The organism is Streptomyces sp. S4.7, from assembly GCF_010384365.1.
Taxonomy (GTDB): Bacteria; Actinomycetota; Actinomycetes; order Streptomycetales; family Streptomycetaceae; genus Streptomyces.
The window spans coordinates 312,522-328,405 of the sequence record NZ_CP048397.1; the positions used below are offsets into that span (position 1 = coordinate 312,522).

At 70.8% G+C, this 15,884-nt stretch carries 15 protein-coding genes; 11 read left to right on the forward strand and 4 right to left on the reverse strand.

Annotated features, from left to right (window positions below; all coding sequences use genetic code 11):
- Window positions 1-149: 149 nt before the first annotated feature.
- On the reverse strand, window positions 150-1,010 hold the full coding sequence (locus SSPS47_RS01215) for an NmrA family NAD(P)-binding protein (protein WP_164247845.1): 861 nt from the start codon (window positions 1,008-1,010) through the stop codon (window positions 150-152).
- A gap of 119 nt (window positions 1,011-1,129) precedes the next feature.
- Between SSPS47_RS01215 and SSPS47_RS01220 the strand changes: the two genes are divergently transcribed.
- The 7 genes from SSPS47_RS01220 to SSPS47_RS35925 all read left to right on the forward strand — a co-directional run bounded on the left by SSPS47_RS01220 (window position 1,130) and on the right by SSPS47_RS35925 (window position 9,835).
- On the forward strand, window positions 1,130-1,528 hold the full coding sequence (locus SSPS47_RS01220; protein WP_164247849.1) for a helix-turn-helix domain-containing protein: 399 nt from the start codon (window positions 1,130-1,132) through the stop codon (window positions 1,526-1,528).
- 451 nt (window positions 1,529-1,979) lie between these two features.
- Window positions 1,980-2,927: a hypothetical protein gene (locus SSPS47_RS01225; protein WP_164247852.1), complete on the forward strand. Its 948-nt coding sequence runs from the start codon at window positions 1,980-1,982 to the stop codon at window positions 2,925-2,927.
- 258 nt (window positions 2,928-3,185) lie between these two features.
- The gene (locus SSPS47_RS01230; protein ID WP_164247855.1) at window positions 3,186-4,157 is read left to right on the forward strand and encodes a sugar phosphate isomerase/epimerase; all 972 of its coding nucleotides are present in this window, start codon (window positions 3,186-3,188) and stop codon (window positions 4,155-4,157) included.
- Window positions 4,158-4,276: 119 nt separating this feature from the next.
- Complete coding sequence (locus SSPS47_RS01235; RefSeq protein WP_164247858.1) at window positions 4,277-7,561, forward strand: PQQ-dependent sugar dehydrogenase; 3,285 nt, start codon at window positions 4,277-4,279, stop codon at window positions 7,559-7,561.
- A 314-nt stretch (window positions 7,562-7,875) separates the two neighbouring features.
- Window positions 7,876-9,063: an ROK family transcriptional regulator gene (locus SSPS47_RS01240; protein ID WP_164247860.1), complete on the forward strand. Its 1,188-nt coding sequence runs from the start codon at window positions 7,876-7,878 to the stop codon at window positions 9,061-9,063.
- A gap of 100 nt (window positions 9,064-9,163) precedes the next feature.
- A complete protein-coding gene (locus tag SSPS47_RS01245; RefSeq protein WP_164247863.1) occupies window positions 9,164-9,520 on the forward strand; it encodes a PRC-barrel domain-containing protein in 357 nt (118 codons plus the stop codon).
- Window positions 9,521-9,703: 183 nt separating this feature from the next.
- The gene (locus SSPS47_RS35925) at window positions 9,704-9,835 is read left to right on the forward strand and encodes a hypothetical protein (RefSeq protein WP_275405131.1); all 132 of its coding nucleotides are present in this window, start codon (window positions 9,704-9,706) and stop codon (window positions 9,833-9,835) included.
- Window positions 9,836-10,111: 276 nt separating this feature from the next.
- On the opposite strand, the gene SSPS47_RS01250 is transcribed toward SSPS47_RS35925, so the two are convergent.
- A complete protein-coding gene (locus tag SSPS47_RS01250) occupies window positions 10,112-10,951 on the reverse strand; it encodes a serine hydrolase (RefSeq protein WP_239064721.1) in 840 nt (279 codons plus the stop codon).
- A 145-nt stretch (window positions 10,952-11,096) separates the two neighbouring features.
- Complete coding sequence (locus tag SSPS47_RS01255) at window positions 11,097-11,873, reverse strand: chitinase (protein WP_343234863.1); 777 nt, start codon at window positions 11,871-11,873, stop codon at window positions 11,097-11,099.
- Window positions 11,874-12,227: 354 nt separating this feature from the next.
- Here SSPS47_RS01255 and SSPS47_RS01260 point away from each other — a divergent pair, with 354 nt between their 5' ends.
- From SSPS47_RS01260 to SSPS47_RS01275, 4 genes are all read left to right on the forward strand, one after another.
- On the forward strand, window positions 12,228-12,848 hold the full coding sequence (locus SSPS47_RS01260) for an L-threonylcarbamoyladenylate synthase (RefSeq protein ID WP_147876144.1): 621 nt from the start codon (window positions 12,228-12,230) through the stop codon (window positions 12,846-12,848).
- A gap of 128 nt (window positions 12,849-12,976) precedes the next feature.
- A complete protein-coding gene (locus SSPS47_RS01265; RefSeq protein ID WP_147876145.1) occupies window positions 12,977-13,576 on the forward strand; it encodes a molybdopterin-dependent oxidoreductase in 600 nt (199 codons plus the stop codon).
- Window positions 13,576-14,310 carry a ferredoxin reductase gene (locus SSPS47_RS01270; RefSeq protein ID WP_203557759.1) on the forward strand — a complete coding sequence of 245 codons (735 nt, stop codon included), beginning with the start codon at window positions 13,576-13,578 and terminating at the stop codon, window positions 14,308-14,310. The genes SSPS47_RS01265 and SSPS47_RS01270 overlap by 1 nt, the downstream gene beginning before the upstream one ends.
- A 1-nt stretch (window position 14,311) precedes the next feature.
- On the forward strand, window positions 14,312-14,602 hold the full coding sequence (locus SSPS47_RS01275; protein ID WP_164247868.1) for a DUF6510 family protein: 291 nt from the start codon (window positions 14,312-14,314) through the stop codon (window positions 14,600-14,602).
- A 41-nt stretch (window positions 14,603-14,643) separates the two neighbouring features.
- Here SSPS47_RS01275 and mmsB read toward each other — a convergent pair whose 3' ends face one another.
- Window positions 14,644-15,879: a multiple monosaccharide ABC transporter permease gene (gene mmsB / locus SSPS47_RS01280; RefSeq protein ID WP_187280210.1), complete on the reverse strand. Its 1,236-nt coding sequence runs from the start codon at window positions 15,877-15,879 to the stop codon at window positions 14,644-14,646.
- Between the last annotated feature and the right edge of the window lie 5 nt (window positions 15,880-15,884).

The window sequence follows — 15,884 nt, forward strand, 5'->3', positions numbered from 1 at the left end:
TCCGGCGGTTGTCGGCGGAGCCGACCTGGGTGGACGCCTTCGCCGCCACGCCGTGGGTCAGGGACGGGCACGCCGACGGCCGCTCCGTCCAGCACCGGCCCGACCGACCGCCGCGGCCCCGCCCCCAACCCGCCGCGACAGCCGCGCGGTCAGGCCTTCAGCGCCTCCGCGACCGACTCCGCGAGCGGCGTCGTCGGGCGGCCCGCGAGCCGGGCCAGGTCACCCGTCGTACCGACCAGCAGCCCGCGCTCGATGGCCCTGTCCACGTCCACGAGGACGGCGGCCATCGGCTCGGGCACGCCGGCGCCGGTGAGAATGCCCAGCATCGTCTCGCCGGGAACGTTGTTGTAGACGATCGTCCGCCCGGTCCGCCGCGAAAGCTCCGCCGCGTACTCGGCGAAGGACCACGCCGTGTCGCCGCACAGCTCGTACGCCTTGTTCAGATGCCCCTCACCGGTCACCACCGCAGCTGCCGCCGCCGCGTAGTCCGCGCGGCTCGCGCTCGCCACCCGCCCGTCGCCCGCGGCGGCGACGACGGCGCCGTGCTCCAGCACGGGGCCCAGGTTCTCGGTGTAGTTCTCGGTGTACCAGCCGTTGCGCAGGAAGGTGTACGGCAGCCCGGAATCCAGGATCAGCCGCTCGGTGACCTTGTGCTCGGCGGCCAGCTCGAAGTCGGCGTCGGGCCCGCCCAGTACGCCGGTGTAGGCGAGTTGGGCCACTCCCGCCGCCCGCGCGGCGGCGACGACGGCGGTGTGCTGCGGTACGCGGCGGCCCGCCTCGCTGCCCGAGACGAACAGGACACGGCCACCGGAGCGGAAGACGTCCGTCAGCGTCTCGGGCCTGTCGTAGTCGCCGATCCGCACCTCGACGCCGAGCGCCGCCAGGGGCGCTGCCTTCGCGCCGTCCCGCGCGACAGCGGCGATCTCCCCGGCCGGTACGCCGGAGGTCAGCAGGGATTCGATGGCGAGACGGCCGAGGCGTCCGGTCGCTCCGGTGACGACGATGCTCATGAAGGCGCCCATCTGACTGGCGCGATTTAAGGCGATATGACCGTTTCGCAACGGACTCGATCTACGATATGTGCCGCACTAACCGAAAGGAAGTACCCACCTTGAAGTAAGGTACCGGAATGGATGAAAGCGTGGCCGAGCCCGACGTCAACCGGCAGATGTGCCCCTCCCGGCTCGTGCTGGAACATGTCACCAGCCGCTGGGGGGTGCTGGTGCTCGCCGCGCTGCTGGAGCGCTCGTACCGGTTCAGCGAACTGCGCCGCGAGATCGACGGCGTCAGCGAGAAGATGCTCGCCCAGACCCTTCGGACCCTGGAGCGGGACGGCTTCGTCCGGCGCGACGCCAAGCCGGTGATCCCGCCGCGCGTGGACTACTCCCTCACCGGGCTGGGCCGCGAGGCGGCGGAGCAGGTGTGGGGGCTGGCGCGCTGGACGGAACGGCGGCTGGACGCGGTGTTCACGGCCCGCGAGGCGTACGACGAGGCGCACGCGCCCGTACCGCCGGCCGCGGCGACCTGACAGGCCCCACGCGCCCGCCTTCTTCGCTCTCGCGAACTGCAACGCGCAGCCGCGCCGTTGACCGGTTCCCCGCCGGACCTCGCCGGAGACCGGGTTCGTTCCGTCGCGTTTTCTCCCGGCACCTCACACCTTTTGATGAATCATTAGAAAGTTCCAGAGATTCGTACCGAACCTCTGGACAGTCCCCACGCGCCGCTCTAATGTCTCGGCCCACCGGGACATGTGTTTCGTCGCGGTAACACCGCAGCCGATCGGCGTTCACCCGAACGCCCCTCACCCCACGAGTCTTTCCACGTCTCTCCCCCCATGGCCGGGCCACCGCCCGTCACGAGGCGCTGCGCGACCGCCGTCACCGCGGTCGTCGCACACGCACCGTGCAGCACCCCCGTCGAAACACGGGAAACCGGCCGGGTCACCGACTCTGCCGTGACCGCAGCGGAAGGGAAGCGACATGAAGATCCGTACGTTCATCGCCACGGCCTCACTGGTGGCATCCGGGAGCCTGGTGGCATTCTCCGGTTCGGCGCAGGCGGCGCTCTACACCACCTGTGTCGGTGACGGCGGGGCCGTGACCGTCAGCAACGACCTGGTCGTACCCGCCGGGAAGTCGTGCACCCTCACCGGCACCAGAGTCAAGGGCACGGTGACCGTCGAGGCCGGCGCCGACCTCGTGGCGGCCGGCGCCACCTTCAACGGTGCGGTCACCGTCGAGGAGAACGCCTATCTCGACCTCACCGACACCACCGTCAAGGGCGCGCTCACCACCGACTCCGCCTTCGGCACGCACCTGGAGAAGAGCACCCTCAAGGCAGTCAACGTCACCGAGGGATTCATCTACACGGTCGACTCGACGCTCGGCGGGAACGTCAACACCGCGGCCGGTGAGCTGTACGTCTCGGGCAGCACCCTCAACGGCTCGCTGACCGGTGCGGACAACCAGTACAGCGACGTGTACGACTCCACCGTCAAGGGCGCGCTCACCGTCGAGGGGAACGCCCTCGGCGGCGTGTTCTGCGCCAGCGAGGTGTACGGCGCCGCCACGTACTCGGGCAACGCCGACAACCTCCAGATCGGCGGCGAGGGCGTGCTCGGCTCCTGCGCCGGCGCCTCGTACTTCGGCGGCAACCTGTCGGTCACCGACAACACCGCCAACTCCGTGCTCGACAACACGATCGTGCGTGGCGGGCTCACCGCGACCGGCAACGACCCCGTGCTGGTCGTGGGCGAGCTGACGCGCATCCGTGGCGCGGTCACCGGAGAGACCGCCGCCGCCGGCTCCTCCGGCTCCGCCAGGAAGGCCGAACCGCAGGACCGCGGCGCCGACCTCGCCGAGCGCGCCGCCGAGCGCGCCGCCGAGGCGCGGGCCGACGCCCACGAGGCCGGCAAGTCCCGCCTCTGACACCGACAAGGCGACCGCGACAGCGCCCGTAACGGCGTCTGTCCCGGCGCGTGTCGCGGCAGACGCGGCGACACCGGCAGGTGACGGCGGCCGCCCCCGCCGCCGTACCTCCGCACCTCCACATCTCCGCATCGCCCGGCGGCTCCCCTCCCGCCGGCTGCGGCCCACCCTCCGCCGTAGTGGCGCGCGCCGACGGGCAGCGACCCTGCCGCGCGCGCCCCGGTCCTACCCTCTTCTCCTCATTCCCCAGGAGTGACCGTGAGCCATATACGCAAGTCGTTCGACCGCAGGGACTTCCTGCGCGCCACCGCCGGGACCACCGTGGCCCTCGCCGCCGCCTCCGTCACCGGGGCCGCCGCGACCTCCGCCGCCGCCGCGGCGCCGGCCAGTCTGTCCATCCCGAAGGACCGCATCGGCATCCAGCTCTACAGCATCCGCGACAAGGTCAGCGCCCTCGGATTCGGCGTCGTCCTCCCCGAGTTGGCGCGGATCGGCTACAAGGAGGTCGAGTTCGCCGGATACACCCAGAACACCGCCATCCTGGGCCGGCAGATCACCCTCCCGGAGATCCGCGAGCTGCTCGACGACAACGGTCTGCGCGCGGTCGGCAGCCACGTCGGCATCGGCAACTTCCGCTCGAACCTCCAGGGCGAGCTGGACGCCGCGCAGATCCTCGGCATGCCCCACGTGGGTACGGCCAACGCGCCGACGAACGTCAACACCGTCGCGGGTTACCGCGCCGCCGCCGACGAGTTCAACGTCTGGGGCGCCGCCGCGACCGCGCGCGGTCTGAAGCTCTACCAGCACAACCACGCGGGCGAGTTCGCGTTCGCCACCGACCAGCCGTCGGTCCGGCTGTACGACGTGTTCCTCAAGAACACCGACCCGCGCCACGTCTATCTGGAGCTGGACATCTACTGGGCGTACGTGGGCCAGTACCGCTACCCCGGGTTCGACCCGGCCGCTTACGTGCGCAACCAGCCCTACCGCTACCCGCTGTTCCACATGAAGGACGGCGACGCCAACTCGGCGAACGCCAACGGATTCGACATCGTCGAGTTCGGTGCCGGTGACCTTCCGTACGAGAAGTTCGTGCGCGACATCGGGCCGCGCGCCTCGCACGTCGGCATCTGGGAGCAGGACACCGCGCCCAACACCCAGCCCGATCCGCCGGGTTCGCTCGGCGCGGCGGAGCGCAGCTTCACGGCGCTCAAGGGACTCCTCGGCTGAGAGGGCCTCCCCCCGGAAGACAGTCGGGCGCCTCCGCGCCGGGGGCGCCCGGCTGTACCTCCGCTCCTTACCGTCAGCGATCGAGGAGACGCATCACCGTGCACCGCACCCTGAGACGCATGATCACAGGGGTCCTGCTCGTGGCACTGCCCGCGCTGGGTGGTGTGGCCGTCGCGCCCGCCGCCCAGGCGCACCCGGGCCACGAACACGCCCTGGACTGGTCGAACTACGAGAAAGTCACCCTGACGAAGGACACCGGCGAGCCGATCGACCTCGCCGTGCTTCCCGACAACCGTGTCCTGCACACCGCCCGCAACGGCGATGTACGGCTCACCGACCCCGGCACGGGTGTCACGAAGGTCGTCAACCACGTCGACGTCTACCAGAACTCCGAGATGGGGTTGCAGACGGTCACGCTGGACCCGGACTTCGCCACCAACAAGTGGGTCTACCTCTACTACTCGCCGCCGCTGAACACCCCGGCCGGCTCCGCGCCGCAGACGCTGCCCGCCGGGCAGACCGACGCGTACTGGAAGCAGTGGGAGGGCTACGACACCCTGACCCGGTTCAAGTGGACCGGCGACAAGCTCGACCTGTCCACCGCGCAGGAGATCATCCGGGTCGACGCCAACCGCGGCCAGTGCTGCCATGTCGCCGGTGACGTGGACTTCGACAGCAAGGGCAATCTCTACCTCGCGACGGGCGGCAACACCCCGGCGTCGGGCCCGAACGTCAACGGCTACACGCCGATCAACGACGCGGCCGGCTTCAACCCGGGTCTGGACGAGCGCCGCGGCGCGGGCAACACCAACGACCTGCGGGGCAAGATCCTGCGGATCGACGTCCAGGAGGACGGCAGTTACGAGATCCCGGAGGGCAACCTCTTCGAGCCGGGCACGGCCAAGACGCGCCCCGAGATCTTCGTGATGGGTCTGCGCAACCCGTTCCGGCTCGCGGTGGACCAGAAGACCGACGCCGTGATGTGGGGCGACTACGGCCCCGACGCCGGTACCGCCGACCCGAATCGCGGGCCGATGGGGTACGTCGAGTGGCAGACCACGACCAAGGCCCTGAACAGCGGCTGGCCGTTCTGCACGGGTGACAACACCAAGCCCTACCGGGACTTCGACTTCGCCACCCTCACGCCCGGCCCCGCCTTCGACTGCGCGAAGCCGGTCAACGACTCGCGCTGGAACACCGGTCTGACCGAGCTGCCCGAGTCCTCTCCGGCCACACTCTGGTACGGCGACAGGGACAGCGACCAGCCGTGGCCCGAGCTGACCGCCTTCCGTGGTCCGGGCGGTCCCGGCGGCCAGGCCCCGATGGGCGGTCCGGTCTACCACTACGACGCGGACAACCCCTCTCCGGGCAAGTTCCCGGAGTACTGGGACGGCAAGGCGTTCTTCGCGGAGTTCTCCCAGGACTACGTCGCGGCGCTCACGCTCGACGGGCCGGACGGCCCCGTGAGCAAGCTGGAGAACGTGCTGCCGAACAGCGAGCGTTCGCAGAACGGCATCCCGCAGTGGGACAACCCGATGGACCTGGAGTTCGGTCCGGACGGGGCGCTCTACGTCCTGGACTACGGCGACGGCTTCTTCCGGCAGAACCCCGACGCGGGTCTCTACCGGATCGACTACGCCGAGGGCAACAAGGCACCCACCGCCGTGATCAAGGCCGACAAGACGTCCGGCCAGGCGCCGCTGGCGGTCTCGTTCAGCGCGACCGGCTCCAGCGACCCGGAGAACGGTGACCTGACCTATCAGTGGGACCTCGACGGCGACGGCACGTTCGACGCCACCGGACCCACGGTCAACCGCACGTATCCGGACAACGGACAGTTCCAGGCCCGGCTCAAGGTCACCGACCCGCAGGGCAAGTCCGGGCTGACGAGCCGTCAGATCACCGTGGGCAACACGGCGCCGACGGTGCGGATCACCTCGCCGCCCGACGGCGGGTTCTTCAACTGGGGCGACGCGGTGCCGTACGGCATAGCCGTCGAGGACCCGGAGGACGGCACCACGCCGGACTGCGCCAAGGCGGCCTGGACCTTCGGTCTCGGCCACAACCAGCACGGCCACCCGGTCAACAGCGGCACCGGCTGCACGGGCGGCGTCCTGACCCCTGCCGACGCGGGACACGGTGACACCGAGAACGTCTTCGGCGTCCTCGGGATCACCTACACCGACAAGGGCGCGGGCGGCGTTCCGCCGGCCACCGGTGACGCCCAGGTGGTGCTCAACCCGGCGCTGATGCAGGCCGAGCACTACGACACGGCGGAGGGTGTCACGGTCGCGGACGACACCACGGCGTCGGGGCAGCGCAAGCTGACCTCGTTCGACGCGGGCGACTGGATCGCGTACGACCCGGTGTCGTTCGCCGGGATCAACGGGGTCAAGACCCGCGCGAGTGGCGCCGGCACGCTGGCGCTGCGCTGGGGGTCGGCCGACGCCGAACCGTTCGCGACGGTGCAGGTCCCGGCCGGTGAGGGCTGGCAGACCGTCACCACCGCGCTGCGGAACGCCCCTGCGGAGACCGGCGAGGTCTTCGTCACCGCCTCCGGCGGTGTCGAGCTGGACTCGCTGACCTTCCAGGGAGCGGGCGTCGCGGACAAGACGGCGCCCAAGGTCACCGCCACGCTCAACCCGCCCCGGCCGAACGGTGACGACGGGTGGTACACCAGCAACGTGTCGCTCGCCGTCGCGGCGAGCGACAACGGGACGGTGGCAAGCCGTCAGTACTCGATCGACGACGGTGCGACCTGGCAGTCGGCCAACGCGGCCGTCACGCTCTCCCGGGAGGGCGCCACGACGGTCCGCTACCGGGCGACCGACAACGGCGGCAATGTCTCCGAGGTGGGCTCGCTCACCGTACGCATCGACCGCACCGGTCCCACGGTGACGACCTCCGGTCTCGACGCGGACGGCGTCTACGGGGACTCCAAGCGCCCGGCGCCGGTCTTCTCGGCGACGGACGCGGTCTCCGGCGGGGCGACCGCGACGGCGACGGCCACGGTGGACGGCGAGGCCGTCGCCTCCGGGCAGGTGCTGGAGCTGTGGCGGCTGCCGCTGGGCAATCACGACCTCACGGTCAGGGCCCGGGACAAGGCCGGCAACACCACCACGAAGACGGTGGCCTTCACCACCCGTACCTCCTACGCGGACATCCGCGCGCTGATCACCCAGCTGCGGGCCGACGGCCTGATCACGGCGCAGGGACAGCAGCGGCTGACCGTGCGGCTCGGCCAGGCCGAGGCGCACGCCGACGCGGGACGCACCAGCCAGGCCGCGGCCGTTCTGGAGTCGTTCGCCGGTTACGCGGGCGACACCGCCCTCGTGCCGGACGGCGCGGCGGGCTCGGCCCTGGCACGGGACGCGCGGGCGCTGAAGGGAGGCGCCACCGGCTGACGACGGGACCGACAGGGCTGCCCCGCCTCCACGCCCCGCTCTCACCGGCGGGGCAGTCCTGTGCCCGGACTCCTTACGGAGGGACCCGTTCCCGAGAGCCCGTCGGTGCGGGTTCCGTCAACAAGGCGGCAACTTTCGGCGATCTGTGGAAAAGTTGTCGGTCGTCGTCCGCGCGCCACCGCGACCCCGTGACCGCGGGCCCTCAAGAGCACGGGCCTCGCCGGGCCTTACGGGGCCCGGCCCCGCACCGCCCGCGTACCGCCCCCGCGACAGCTCCCGAAAGCTGTCCGCAGGCGTCCAGAGGAGTTACGTCCGTGAACATCCAGTACCGCGTGTTGAGTCTGCTGCGTGACAACGGCCCGCTGTCCCGCGCGCAACTCGCGGACCGGCTGGAGGTTCCGCGCCCACGGCTGCTCGGCGAACTCGACCGCATGGTCGCCGCCGGGCGGGTCAGCGAGGCGGGCCCCGCCGCCTCACGCGGCGGGCGCCGCTCGACCCTCGTACAGCTCGATCCCGGTCTGCGGTTCGCGGCCGTCGATCTCGGTGCCAGCTCCGTCGACATCGAGATCACCGACGGCGCCCTCACACCGGTGGCCGCCTGCTCCGAGCCCGCCGACATCCGCTCGGGGCCGGTCGCCGTGCTCGGCCGCGTCAGCGAACTGCTGCGCGAGATGGCCGACCAGGGGCACTACACACAGCTCGACGCCATCGGCATCGGTCTGCCGGGGCCGGTCAGCTTCCGGGAGGGCGTACCGGTCTCGCCGCCGATCATGGTGGGCTGGAACCGTTTCCCGGTACGCGACACCCTCGCCCGCGCGCACGGCTGCCCGGTGGTGGTCGACAACGACGTCAACGTGATGTCCCTCGGTGAGCAGCACAGCGGTGTCGCACGGACCGTCGACCATCTGCTCTTCGTGAAGATCGGCAGCGGTATCGGCTCCGGCATGCAGCACCACGGCCGTATCTACCGGGGCGCGGAGGGGTGCGCCGGCGACATCGGGCACGTCCAGGTGGAGGCCGAGGCGGCGGGTCCCGTCTGCTCCTGCGGGAACACCGGCTGCCTGGAGGCGTACTTCGGCGGGGTGGCGCTGGCCAGGGACGCCACCGAGGCCGCGAAGTCCGGCCAGTCGCCGGCTCTCGCCGAACGGCTCGCCGAGCGAGGGGTGCTGACCGCGCTGGATGTCGCGCAGTGCGCGGACGGCGGCGACAACACGAGCGTCAACCTCGTCCGGGCGGGCGGCCACCGGGTCGGCCAGGTCCTGGCCACGCTGGTCAGCTTCATGAACCCGTCGATGATCGTGATCGGCGGCGGTCTGACCGGGCTCGGCTACCCCCTGCTCGCGGAGATCCGCAGCGTCGTCTACAAACGCTCGCTCCCGCTCGCCACCGGCAATCTGCCGATCGTCATGTCCGCACTCGGCCCCCGGGCGGGAGTCGTCGGCGCGGCGCTGCTGGCGAGTGAACTCAGCTACGGCGAGGGGTCCGACGACACGGACGACTGAGGCCGCGGGAGCCGGACGGCGCGGTCCCCGCCCCGTGCCGCGCCTCCGAGTGGCGCCCGGGCGACGGCTGCGTGACGATGGCCCAAGGAGGCGAGCCGACATGATCGATGCCGCGGACATCCGTGAATGGCGCACCCACGCGGTGGTCGACTCCGGCGGGCGCAAGATCGGTTCGCTGGAGGCCGTCTACGTCGACACACGTACCGACGAACCGGCGGTGGCGACCGTGCTGACGGGCATGCCGACCCGGCGCAGACTGGTCTTCGTCCCGCTCACGGGAGCCGTCGTGGGACCGGGCTACGTCAGGGTCGACTATCCGAAGTCCATCGTGAAGGACGCGCCGTCGATGGGTACGGACGACGTCCTGCCCGCCGAGGACGAGCAGGAAGTCTTCTCCCACTACGACCTGGCCTACCAGCCGGGTCCCAGCGGCGAACGCCAGCTCGCCCGGCGCTGAACCGGCGGGGCCTTCGGCGGAGCGCGTACGCTGCCGTCGATGGACGAGTGGCGTGGCTTCACCAACAAGGTGCTCTACTGAACGCAGTTCACGGCCCGGCTGGACGACGTCGAGGCCGCGCGCGTCGCCGCTCTGATCGCCGACGGTCTGCTCGGTGAGGACCCACCTGGCGCCCGCACCCGGATGCTGGCGGACGCCCTGCGGTCGGGTGAGCCGATCACTGGGGGCGACTGGCAGCCGCACGGCGAGCGGGAGGTCCGCGGCTTCGTCACGGCCCTGCTGACCCGGCTCGCGGACGACGGCTCCGCGACGTGAGCTCCCGCGCGGCGCCGGACTACCGTACGGGAGCCGGAACCGCGCACACCGCGGCCACCGCGGCCACCGCGTACGCGTACGCGTCCGTGTCCGTGTCCCAGTGGAACGGCCGGACCTCGGCGATCCGGCCGTCGGTGACCTTGCCGCCTCGGCCGCGTACATGCCGGTGAGGACGGTCCCGGGGTTCATCATGCTTCGAGCGTGATCGGTCCGGCGGGGCGCCGCCCGGCGGCAATCGGCCATCGACATGACCGGGCCCCACCACACAGACACCCGCTAGCGCTTCTCCGCGTCGACGAACGCCTTCACCGCGGTGGTCGCGGCGCGCTCCACCAGCGCCACTCCGGCCTCGTAGGACGGCTGCCCGTCGGACAGCACCGCGACGAGCAGGGTGCGGCCGCCGTGCTCGACGCGCCCGATGCTGTTGACGTCCCACAGCTCCGTCTCGCTGCGCGGCAGCCAGCCGTTCTTCAGTACCGGCGCGGCACCGGGACGCTTGCCGTCGTCGGCGGCGGATATCCCCCACCGCTGGTTCGCCTCGACCGTGCTCATGAGGGCGCGCACGTAGTCGCGGGAGGGCGCGGTGAGCGGTGAGTGGGCGTCGCCGAGAACGGCTTCCAGGAGCACCATCTGGTCGGCCGCGGTGGTGCGGGTCAGGCCCCAGTGACCGTCCTTGTCGGTGTGCGTGGCCTTCAGACCCAGTCGCTTGTTGGCCGCGTTCAGGCCGTCGGTCCTGCCGATGGCCTTCCAGAGCGCGTTCGTCGCGTCGTTGTCGCTCTTGCGGATCATCTCGGCGGCCAGCTCCTTCTGCGGCGCCGTGAGGGACACCCCGCGGTCCTGGGCGCCGAGCAGGAGGGCGGCGAGTATGTCGACCTTGACGATGCTGGCCGTGTCGAAGGCCCCGGCTCCCTCGCCGTAGGCGGCGGCGTGCCGTCCGTCGAGGTCCCGCACGGCGACCGTGTAGCGCCCGTCGCTCGCGGGCAGCGCGTCCAGGGCCTTGTTCATCGCCCTGTCGACGCCGGCCGACGTGGCGGCGGCGTGGGGCGCTCCGTCGGCCGTGCGGGCGGCTGCGAGTGCGGGGGCCTGCACCGTCACGGCGAGGACGATCGCTGCCACGGCCAATTGCTGGGACTTACGGAGACTAAGCACAATTCGGACATTAGGCAATACGGGCCCCGATGCGCAACGTGCGTATCGTCACACGGATACCGGCGCCCGGCCCGCTGGACCGCCGGGCACCGGTATCCGGACAGCCGGCGTTCTAGCAGGTCAGATCGCGGCCCGGCGCGGTGCGCAGCACGCGTGTGAACTGCTTGTACAGCTCCACCCGGTGCTCCATCTGCGCGGGGTTGCCGCCCTCGCACTCGGCGGACCCGTTCAGGCTCCAGATCGTCTGCCCGAAGCCCTTCTTGTTCACCATGGCGTCGTGCCCGGTCATGGTGCCCGGCCCGGACTGGGTGTTCCAGTACCAGAGGGCCGTCATCCACGCGACGGCCGGATCGGTCTCGACCAGCCACGGATTGTTGAGCAGGTCGACACCCAGCGCGTCGCCGGCCGCCTTGTAGTTGAAGTTCCAGCTGAGCATGATCGCGCCGCGTCCGTAGTACGCGTCCCGCCCGGCCGGGCAGCCGTAGGGCTGGGCGTCGTCGCAGAAGATCGGATACATGTCGGGGTTCTGCGACACCACGTAGAACAGCCCGCCGGTCTCGTGGCTGACGTTGGCGAGGAAGGCCGCCGCCTCCTGCTTGCGGGTCGTCCGGCCGCCGGTGCGCGCGAAGGCCGGGTAGACCTCGGTGGCCTCGGTGGCCTCGACGAGCCCGTCGTACGTGAAGAACGGGTCCCGGTCCGGGAACATCCGTTCGAACTGGGACTCGGCGACGACGAAACGCGGCTTGTGGCGCGCTTCCCCCTCTCCGCCCGCCGCGCCCCGGCCGCTCGCGCTCCGGGAGGACTGGGCCGCCGCGGGCAGTGCGGCGACGAGCATGCCGCAGACGAGCAGCAGGGCGGCCATGACGGCCGTGGTGCCTCTTCTGAACACTGTTGGTTCACTCCTGAACGGTGTGTGGGGACAGGCGTTCACAGGACAGCGCTCATCCACAACCGCCTTCCAGGAGGGTGCAGTTACGCGGACGTCGCCGCGCAGAGGCTACGGGCAGGCACCCCTCCCTGGAAAGGTACATACCAATTCTCGGGAAAAGCGGGGACTGCTCATTCCTCGGGGAGCGAGCGGACCTCGGCGCTCGGCGGCAGCTTGTCCCACCTCTGCCCCTACCGGCGTACGACGGCCGACGGCAACCGGCCACTCCCCCGCTCCGCACCCACCTCACGGACCACACCGGATACGGCGATCGTCAGGGGCGCTCGGCCGACGAACAGGCCCTAAGCTCGGCCAATGGCCAAGTATTTCGACGTACACCCCGACAACCCCCAGCGGCGCACCATCGCGAGTGTGGCCGAGAGCATCCGGTCCGGCGCGCTCATCGCGTACCCCACGGACTCCTGCTACGCGTTGGGCTGCCAGCTCGGCAGTCGGGACGGCATCAGCCGGATCCGGTCCATCCGGGACCTCGACGACCGTCACCACTTCACGCTGGTCTGCCAGAACTTCGCGCAGCTCGGTCAGCTGGTGCAGATCGACAACGACGTGTTCCGCGCGATCAAGGCGGCGACGCCCGGCAGTTACACCTTCATCCTGCCGGCGACCAGGGAGGTGCCGCGTCAGCTGCTGCATCCCAAGAAGAAGACGGTCGGGGTGCGGATCCCCGACCATGTCGTCGCCCAGGCCCTGCTCGCGGAGCTGGGGGAGCCGCTGCTCTCCAGCACGCTGCTGCTGCCCGACGAAGCCGAGCCGATGACCCAGGGCTGGGAGATCAAGGAACGGCTCGACCACGTGCTGGACGTCGTGGTCGACTCGGGCGACTGCGGCACGGAGCCGACCACGGTCATCGACTTCTCCGGCGGCGAGCCGGAGATCGTGCGCCGTGGGGCGGGCGACCCCGCGCGGTTCGAGTAGGCGGCCCGGCACACACCACGGGCCGGGGGCGGCTCTCGCGTCGCCGCCCCGGGCCCGCGCGCCTACGCTGGCCGGAGGCTGTCCGGACCGTGCTCCCGACCGTCCGGGCGGAGGAAGGAAGTCCCGCCATGGCGATCATCTCGCGCGGGTTCCACGGCCGGCGGCCCGCCCCCGGCCGGGATCTGCCGCCCGGACAGTACGAGGTCCACGACTTCCCCGTCCTCTCCGCCGGTCCCACACCGCGCGTGACACACGAGGACTGGAAGTTCACCCTCAGGACCGAGACGGGCACGGAGCACACCTGGGACTGGGCGCGGCTGATGGAGATGCCCGGCGAGTCACCGACGGTGGATCTGCACTGTGTGACGAAGTGGTCGAAGTTCGGCACCCGGTGGGAGGGCGTCTCGCTCGACCTCCTGATGGAGGGCGTCGAGACGGCCGCCGAGTTCGCCCTCGTCCACTCCTACGGCGGCTACACGACCGACCTCCCGCTGGAGGACCTTCTCGACGGCAAGGCGTGGATCGCCCACCGCTACGACGGTGAGGAGCTGGCCCCCGAGCACGGCGGCCCCGCGAGGCTGCTGGTGCCGCACCTGTATCTGTGGAAGTCCGCGAAGTGGGTGCGCGGGATCGATCTGCTGCTCGACGACGAGCCCGGCTTCTGGGAGGGCCTGGGCTATCACTCCTACGGTGACCCGTGGCGCGAGCAGCGGTACCAGGGCGACTGATGCCCCCGCCCGGACGGCTTCGCTGGCTGGTGGCGGAGCTGGTCGGCAGGCGTACCGAGTCGCGGACGGCCCGGACGCTGGTGTTCGACGTGCCCGGCTGGCCGGGGCATCTGGCGGGCCAGCACGTCGACGTACGACTCACGGCCGAGGACGGGTACAGCACGCAGCGCAGCTACTCACTGGCGTCCGCTCCCGACGGGCAGCGCGTCGAGCTGACGGTCCAGCGGGTGCCGGACGGTGAGGTGTCGCCGTATCTGATGGACGACCTGGAGCCCGGCCATCTTGTGGAACTGCGCGGTCCGGTCGGTGGCTGGTTCGTCTGGCGGCCGGAGCAGCGCGAGCACGTACTGCTGGTGGCCGGCGGTTCCGGGCTGGTGCCGCTGATGTCCATGGTGCGGGTGCGCGGCGCCGTGGACGGGCGGGCGCCGTTCCGGCTGCTGTACTCCGTACGCGAACCGGACGATCGGCTGTATGTGCCCGAACTGCTGCGCGGGGCGCCCGGCCTCGGCACGGCGTATCTCTACACGCGCGCCGCCCCGCCCGAACACCCGAGGCCGGTGGGGCGGTTGAGCGCGGACGACCTGGTCCGTTCGGGCTGGCCGGCCGATCTGCGGCCCATGTGTTACGTGTGCGGGCCGACCGGCTTCGTGGAGGCGGCCGCGTCGCTGCTCACCGGCCTCGGCCACGCCCCCGAGCGGATCAGGACCGAACGCTTCGGCCCCAGTGGAGGTTGAGATGGATACCGACGGAACTCGCGATCAGGTGTACGAGGACGGCAACGCCCTGGGCGGTCCGCTCTCCGAGATCTTCGCGGTCGACCTGACCGCCGCGGTCGGCCGCTGCGCCGGGTGCGGCGCCACGGGTCCGATGGCCCGGCTGCGCGTCTACGACCGGGCACCGGGTCTGGTGGCCCGGTGCCCGGACTGCGGGCGGGTGGTGCTGCGGCTGGTCCGGGGGCCCGACACGGCGTGGCTCGACCTCCAGGGCGCCTCCTCGCTCGCCATTCCCCTCGGCCCGCCGTCCTGACCGGCCCCCGACAGCGCAGTCGACGACCCGTCAGACCTCGGTCAGGCACCCACCCTGCGTTTGTTCCAGACGTCGAACCCGACGGCGGCCAGCAGCACCAGGCCCTTGATGACCTGCTGGTAGTCCGTGCCGATACCGACCAGCGACATGCCGTTGTTGAGGACACCGAGGACGAGTCCGCCGATGATCGCGCCGAACACCGTGCCGACGCCGCCGCTCATCGAAGCGCCGCCGATGAACGCGGCCGCGATGGCCTCGAGTTCGAAGTTGACGCCGGCCTGTGGGACGCCCGCGTTGAGGCGCGCCGCGTAGACGATCCCCGCCAGCGCGGCGAGCACGCCCATGTTGACGAAGACCAGGAAGGTGACACGCCGGTCCTTCACGCCGGAGAGTTTCGCCGCCGCGCGGTTGCCGCCGAGCGCGTACACATGGCGGCCGACGACCGCGTTGCGCATCACGTAGCCGAAACCGATCAGGAGCGCGGCGAGCAGCAGCAGGACGACCGGGACGCCGCGGTAGCTCGCGAGGGTCATGGTGAAGGCGAGGACCGCCGCGGCGAGCGCCACGCACTTGGTGAGGAAGAGGTTGCGGGGCAGGACCTCCAGCTCGTACTCCTTCTGGCGGCGGCGGTCGCGCACCTCCTGGATGAGCGCGAAGGCGAGCAGGACCAGCCCCAACAGAAGTGTCAGATTGTGGTAGTTGGTGGCCGGTCCGATCTCCGGGAGGTAGCCGGTGGAGATCTTCTGGAAGCCGTCGGGGAACGGCCCGAGCGAGCGCGACCCGAGGAAGATCTGTGTGCCGCCTCGGAAGAGCAGCATCCCGGCGAGTGTGACGATGAACGACGGGATGCCGACGTACGCGATCCAGAAGCCCTGCCAGGCGCCGGCGACCGCGCCGATGGCGAGGCCGAGTACGAGTGCGAGCACCCAGGGGATGTCGTGTTCGACCATCATCACGGCACAGGCGGCCGAGACGAAGGCGGCCAGGGAGCCGACGGAGAGGTCGATGTGGCCGGCGATGATGACGATCATCATGCCGATGCCCAGCACGAGGATGTAGCTGTTCTGGAGGACCAGGTTGGTCACGTTGTTGGGCTTGAGGAGTACGCCGTCGGTCCATATCTGGAACAGCACGACGATCAGCGCGAGCGCGATGAGCATGCCGTACTGGCGCATGTTGCGCCGCGCCGCGTCCAGCAGCAGATCTCGGGTCGCCGAGGAGCGCGGCTTCGGCGGATCGCCCTGGGACTTGGAGAGGTCGGTGGTGGCCGGACCCATGTCTG

What these genes read in the sequence shown, in the direction of transcription:
- SSPS47_RS01215 (WP_164247845.1), bottom strand. Translation starts at nt 1,010, where the DNA reads ATGAGCATCGTCGTCACCGGAGCGACCGGACGCCTCGGCCGTCTCGCC.
- SSPS47_RS01220 (WP_164247849.1), top strand. Translation starts at nt 1,130, where the DNA reads ATGGATGAAAGCGTGGCCGAGCCCGACGTCAACCGGCAGATGTGCCCC.
- SSPS47_RS01225 (WP_164247852.1), top strand. Translation starts at nt 1,980, where the DNA reads ATGAAGATCCGTACGTTCATCGCCACGGCCTCACTGGTGGCATCCGGG.
- SSPS47_RS01235 (WP_164247858.1), top strand. Translation starts at nt 4,277, where the DNA reads ATGATCACAGGGGTCCTGCTCGTGGCACTGCCCGCGCTGGGTGGTGTG.
- SSPS47_RS01245 (WP_164247863.1), top strand. Translation starts at nt 9,164, where the DNA reads ATGATCGATGCCGCGGACATCCGTGAATGGCGCACCCACGCGGTGGTC.
- SSPS47_RS35925 (WP_275405131.1), top strand. Translation starts at nt 9,704, where the DNA reads ATGCTGGCGGACGCCCTGCGGTCGGGTGAGCCGATCACTGGGGGCGAC.
- SSPS47_RS01260 (WP_147876144.1), top strand. Translation starts at nt 12,228, where the DNA reads ATGGCCAAGTATTTCGACGTACACCCCGACAACCCCCAGCGGCGCACC.
- SSPS47_RS01265 (WP_147876145.1), top strand. Translation starts at nt 12,977, where the DNA reads ATGGCGATCATCTCGCGCGGGTTCCACGGCCGGCGGCCCGCCCCCGGC.
- SSPS47_RS01270 (WP_203557759.1), top strand. Translation starts at nt 13,576, where the DNA reads ATGCCCCCGCCCGGACGGCTTCGCTGGCTGGTGGCGGAGCTGGTCGGC.
- SSPS47_RS01275 (WP_164247868.1), top strand. Translation starts at nt 14,312, where the DNA reads ATGGATACCGACGGAACTCGCGATCAGGTGTACGAGGACGGCAACGCC.
- mmsB (WP_187280210.1), bottom strand. Translation starts at nt 15,879, where the DNA reads ATGGGTCCGGCCACCACCGACCTCTCCAAGTCCCAGGGCGATCCGCCG.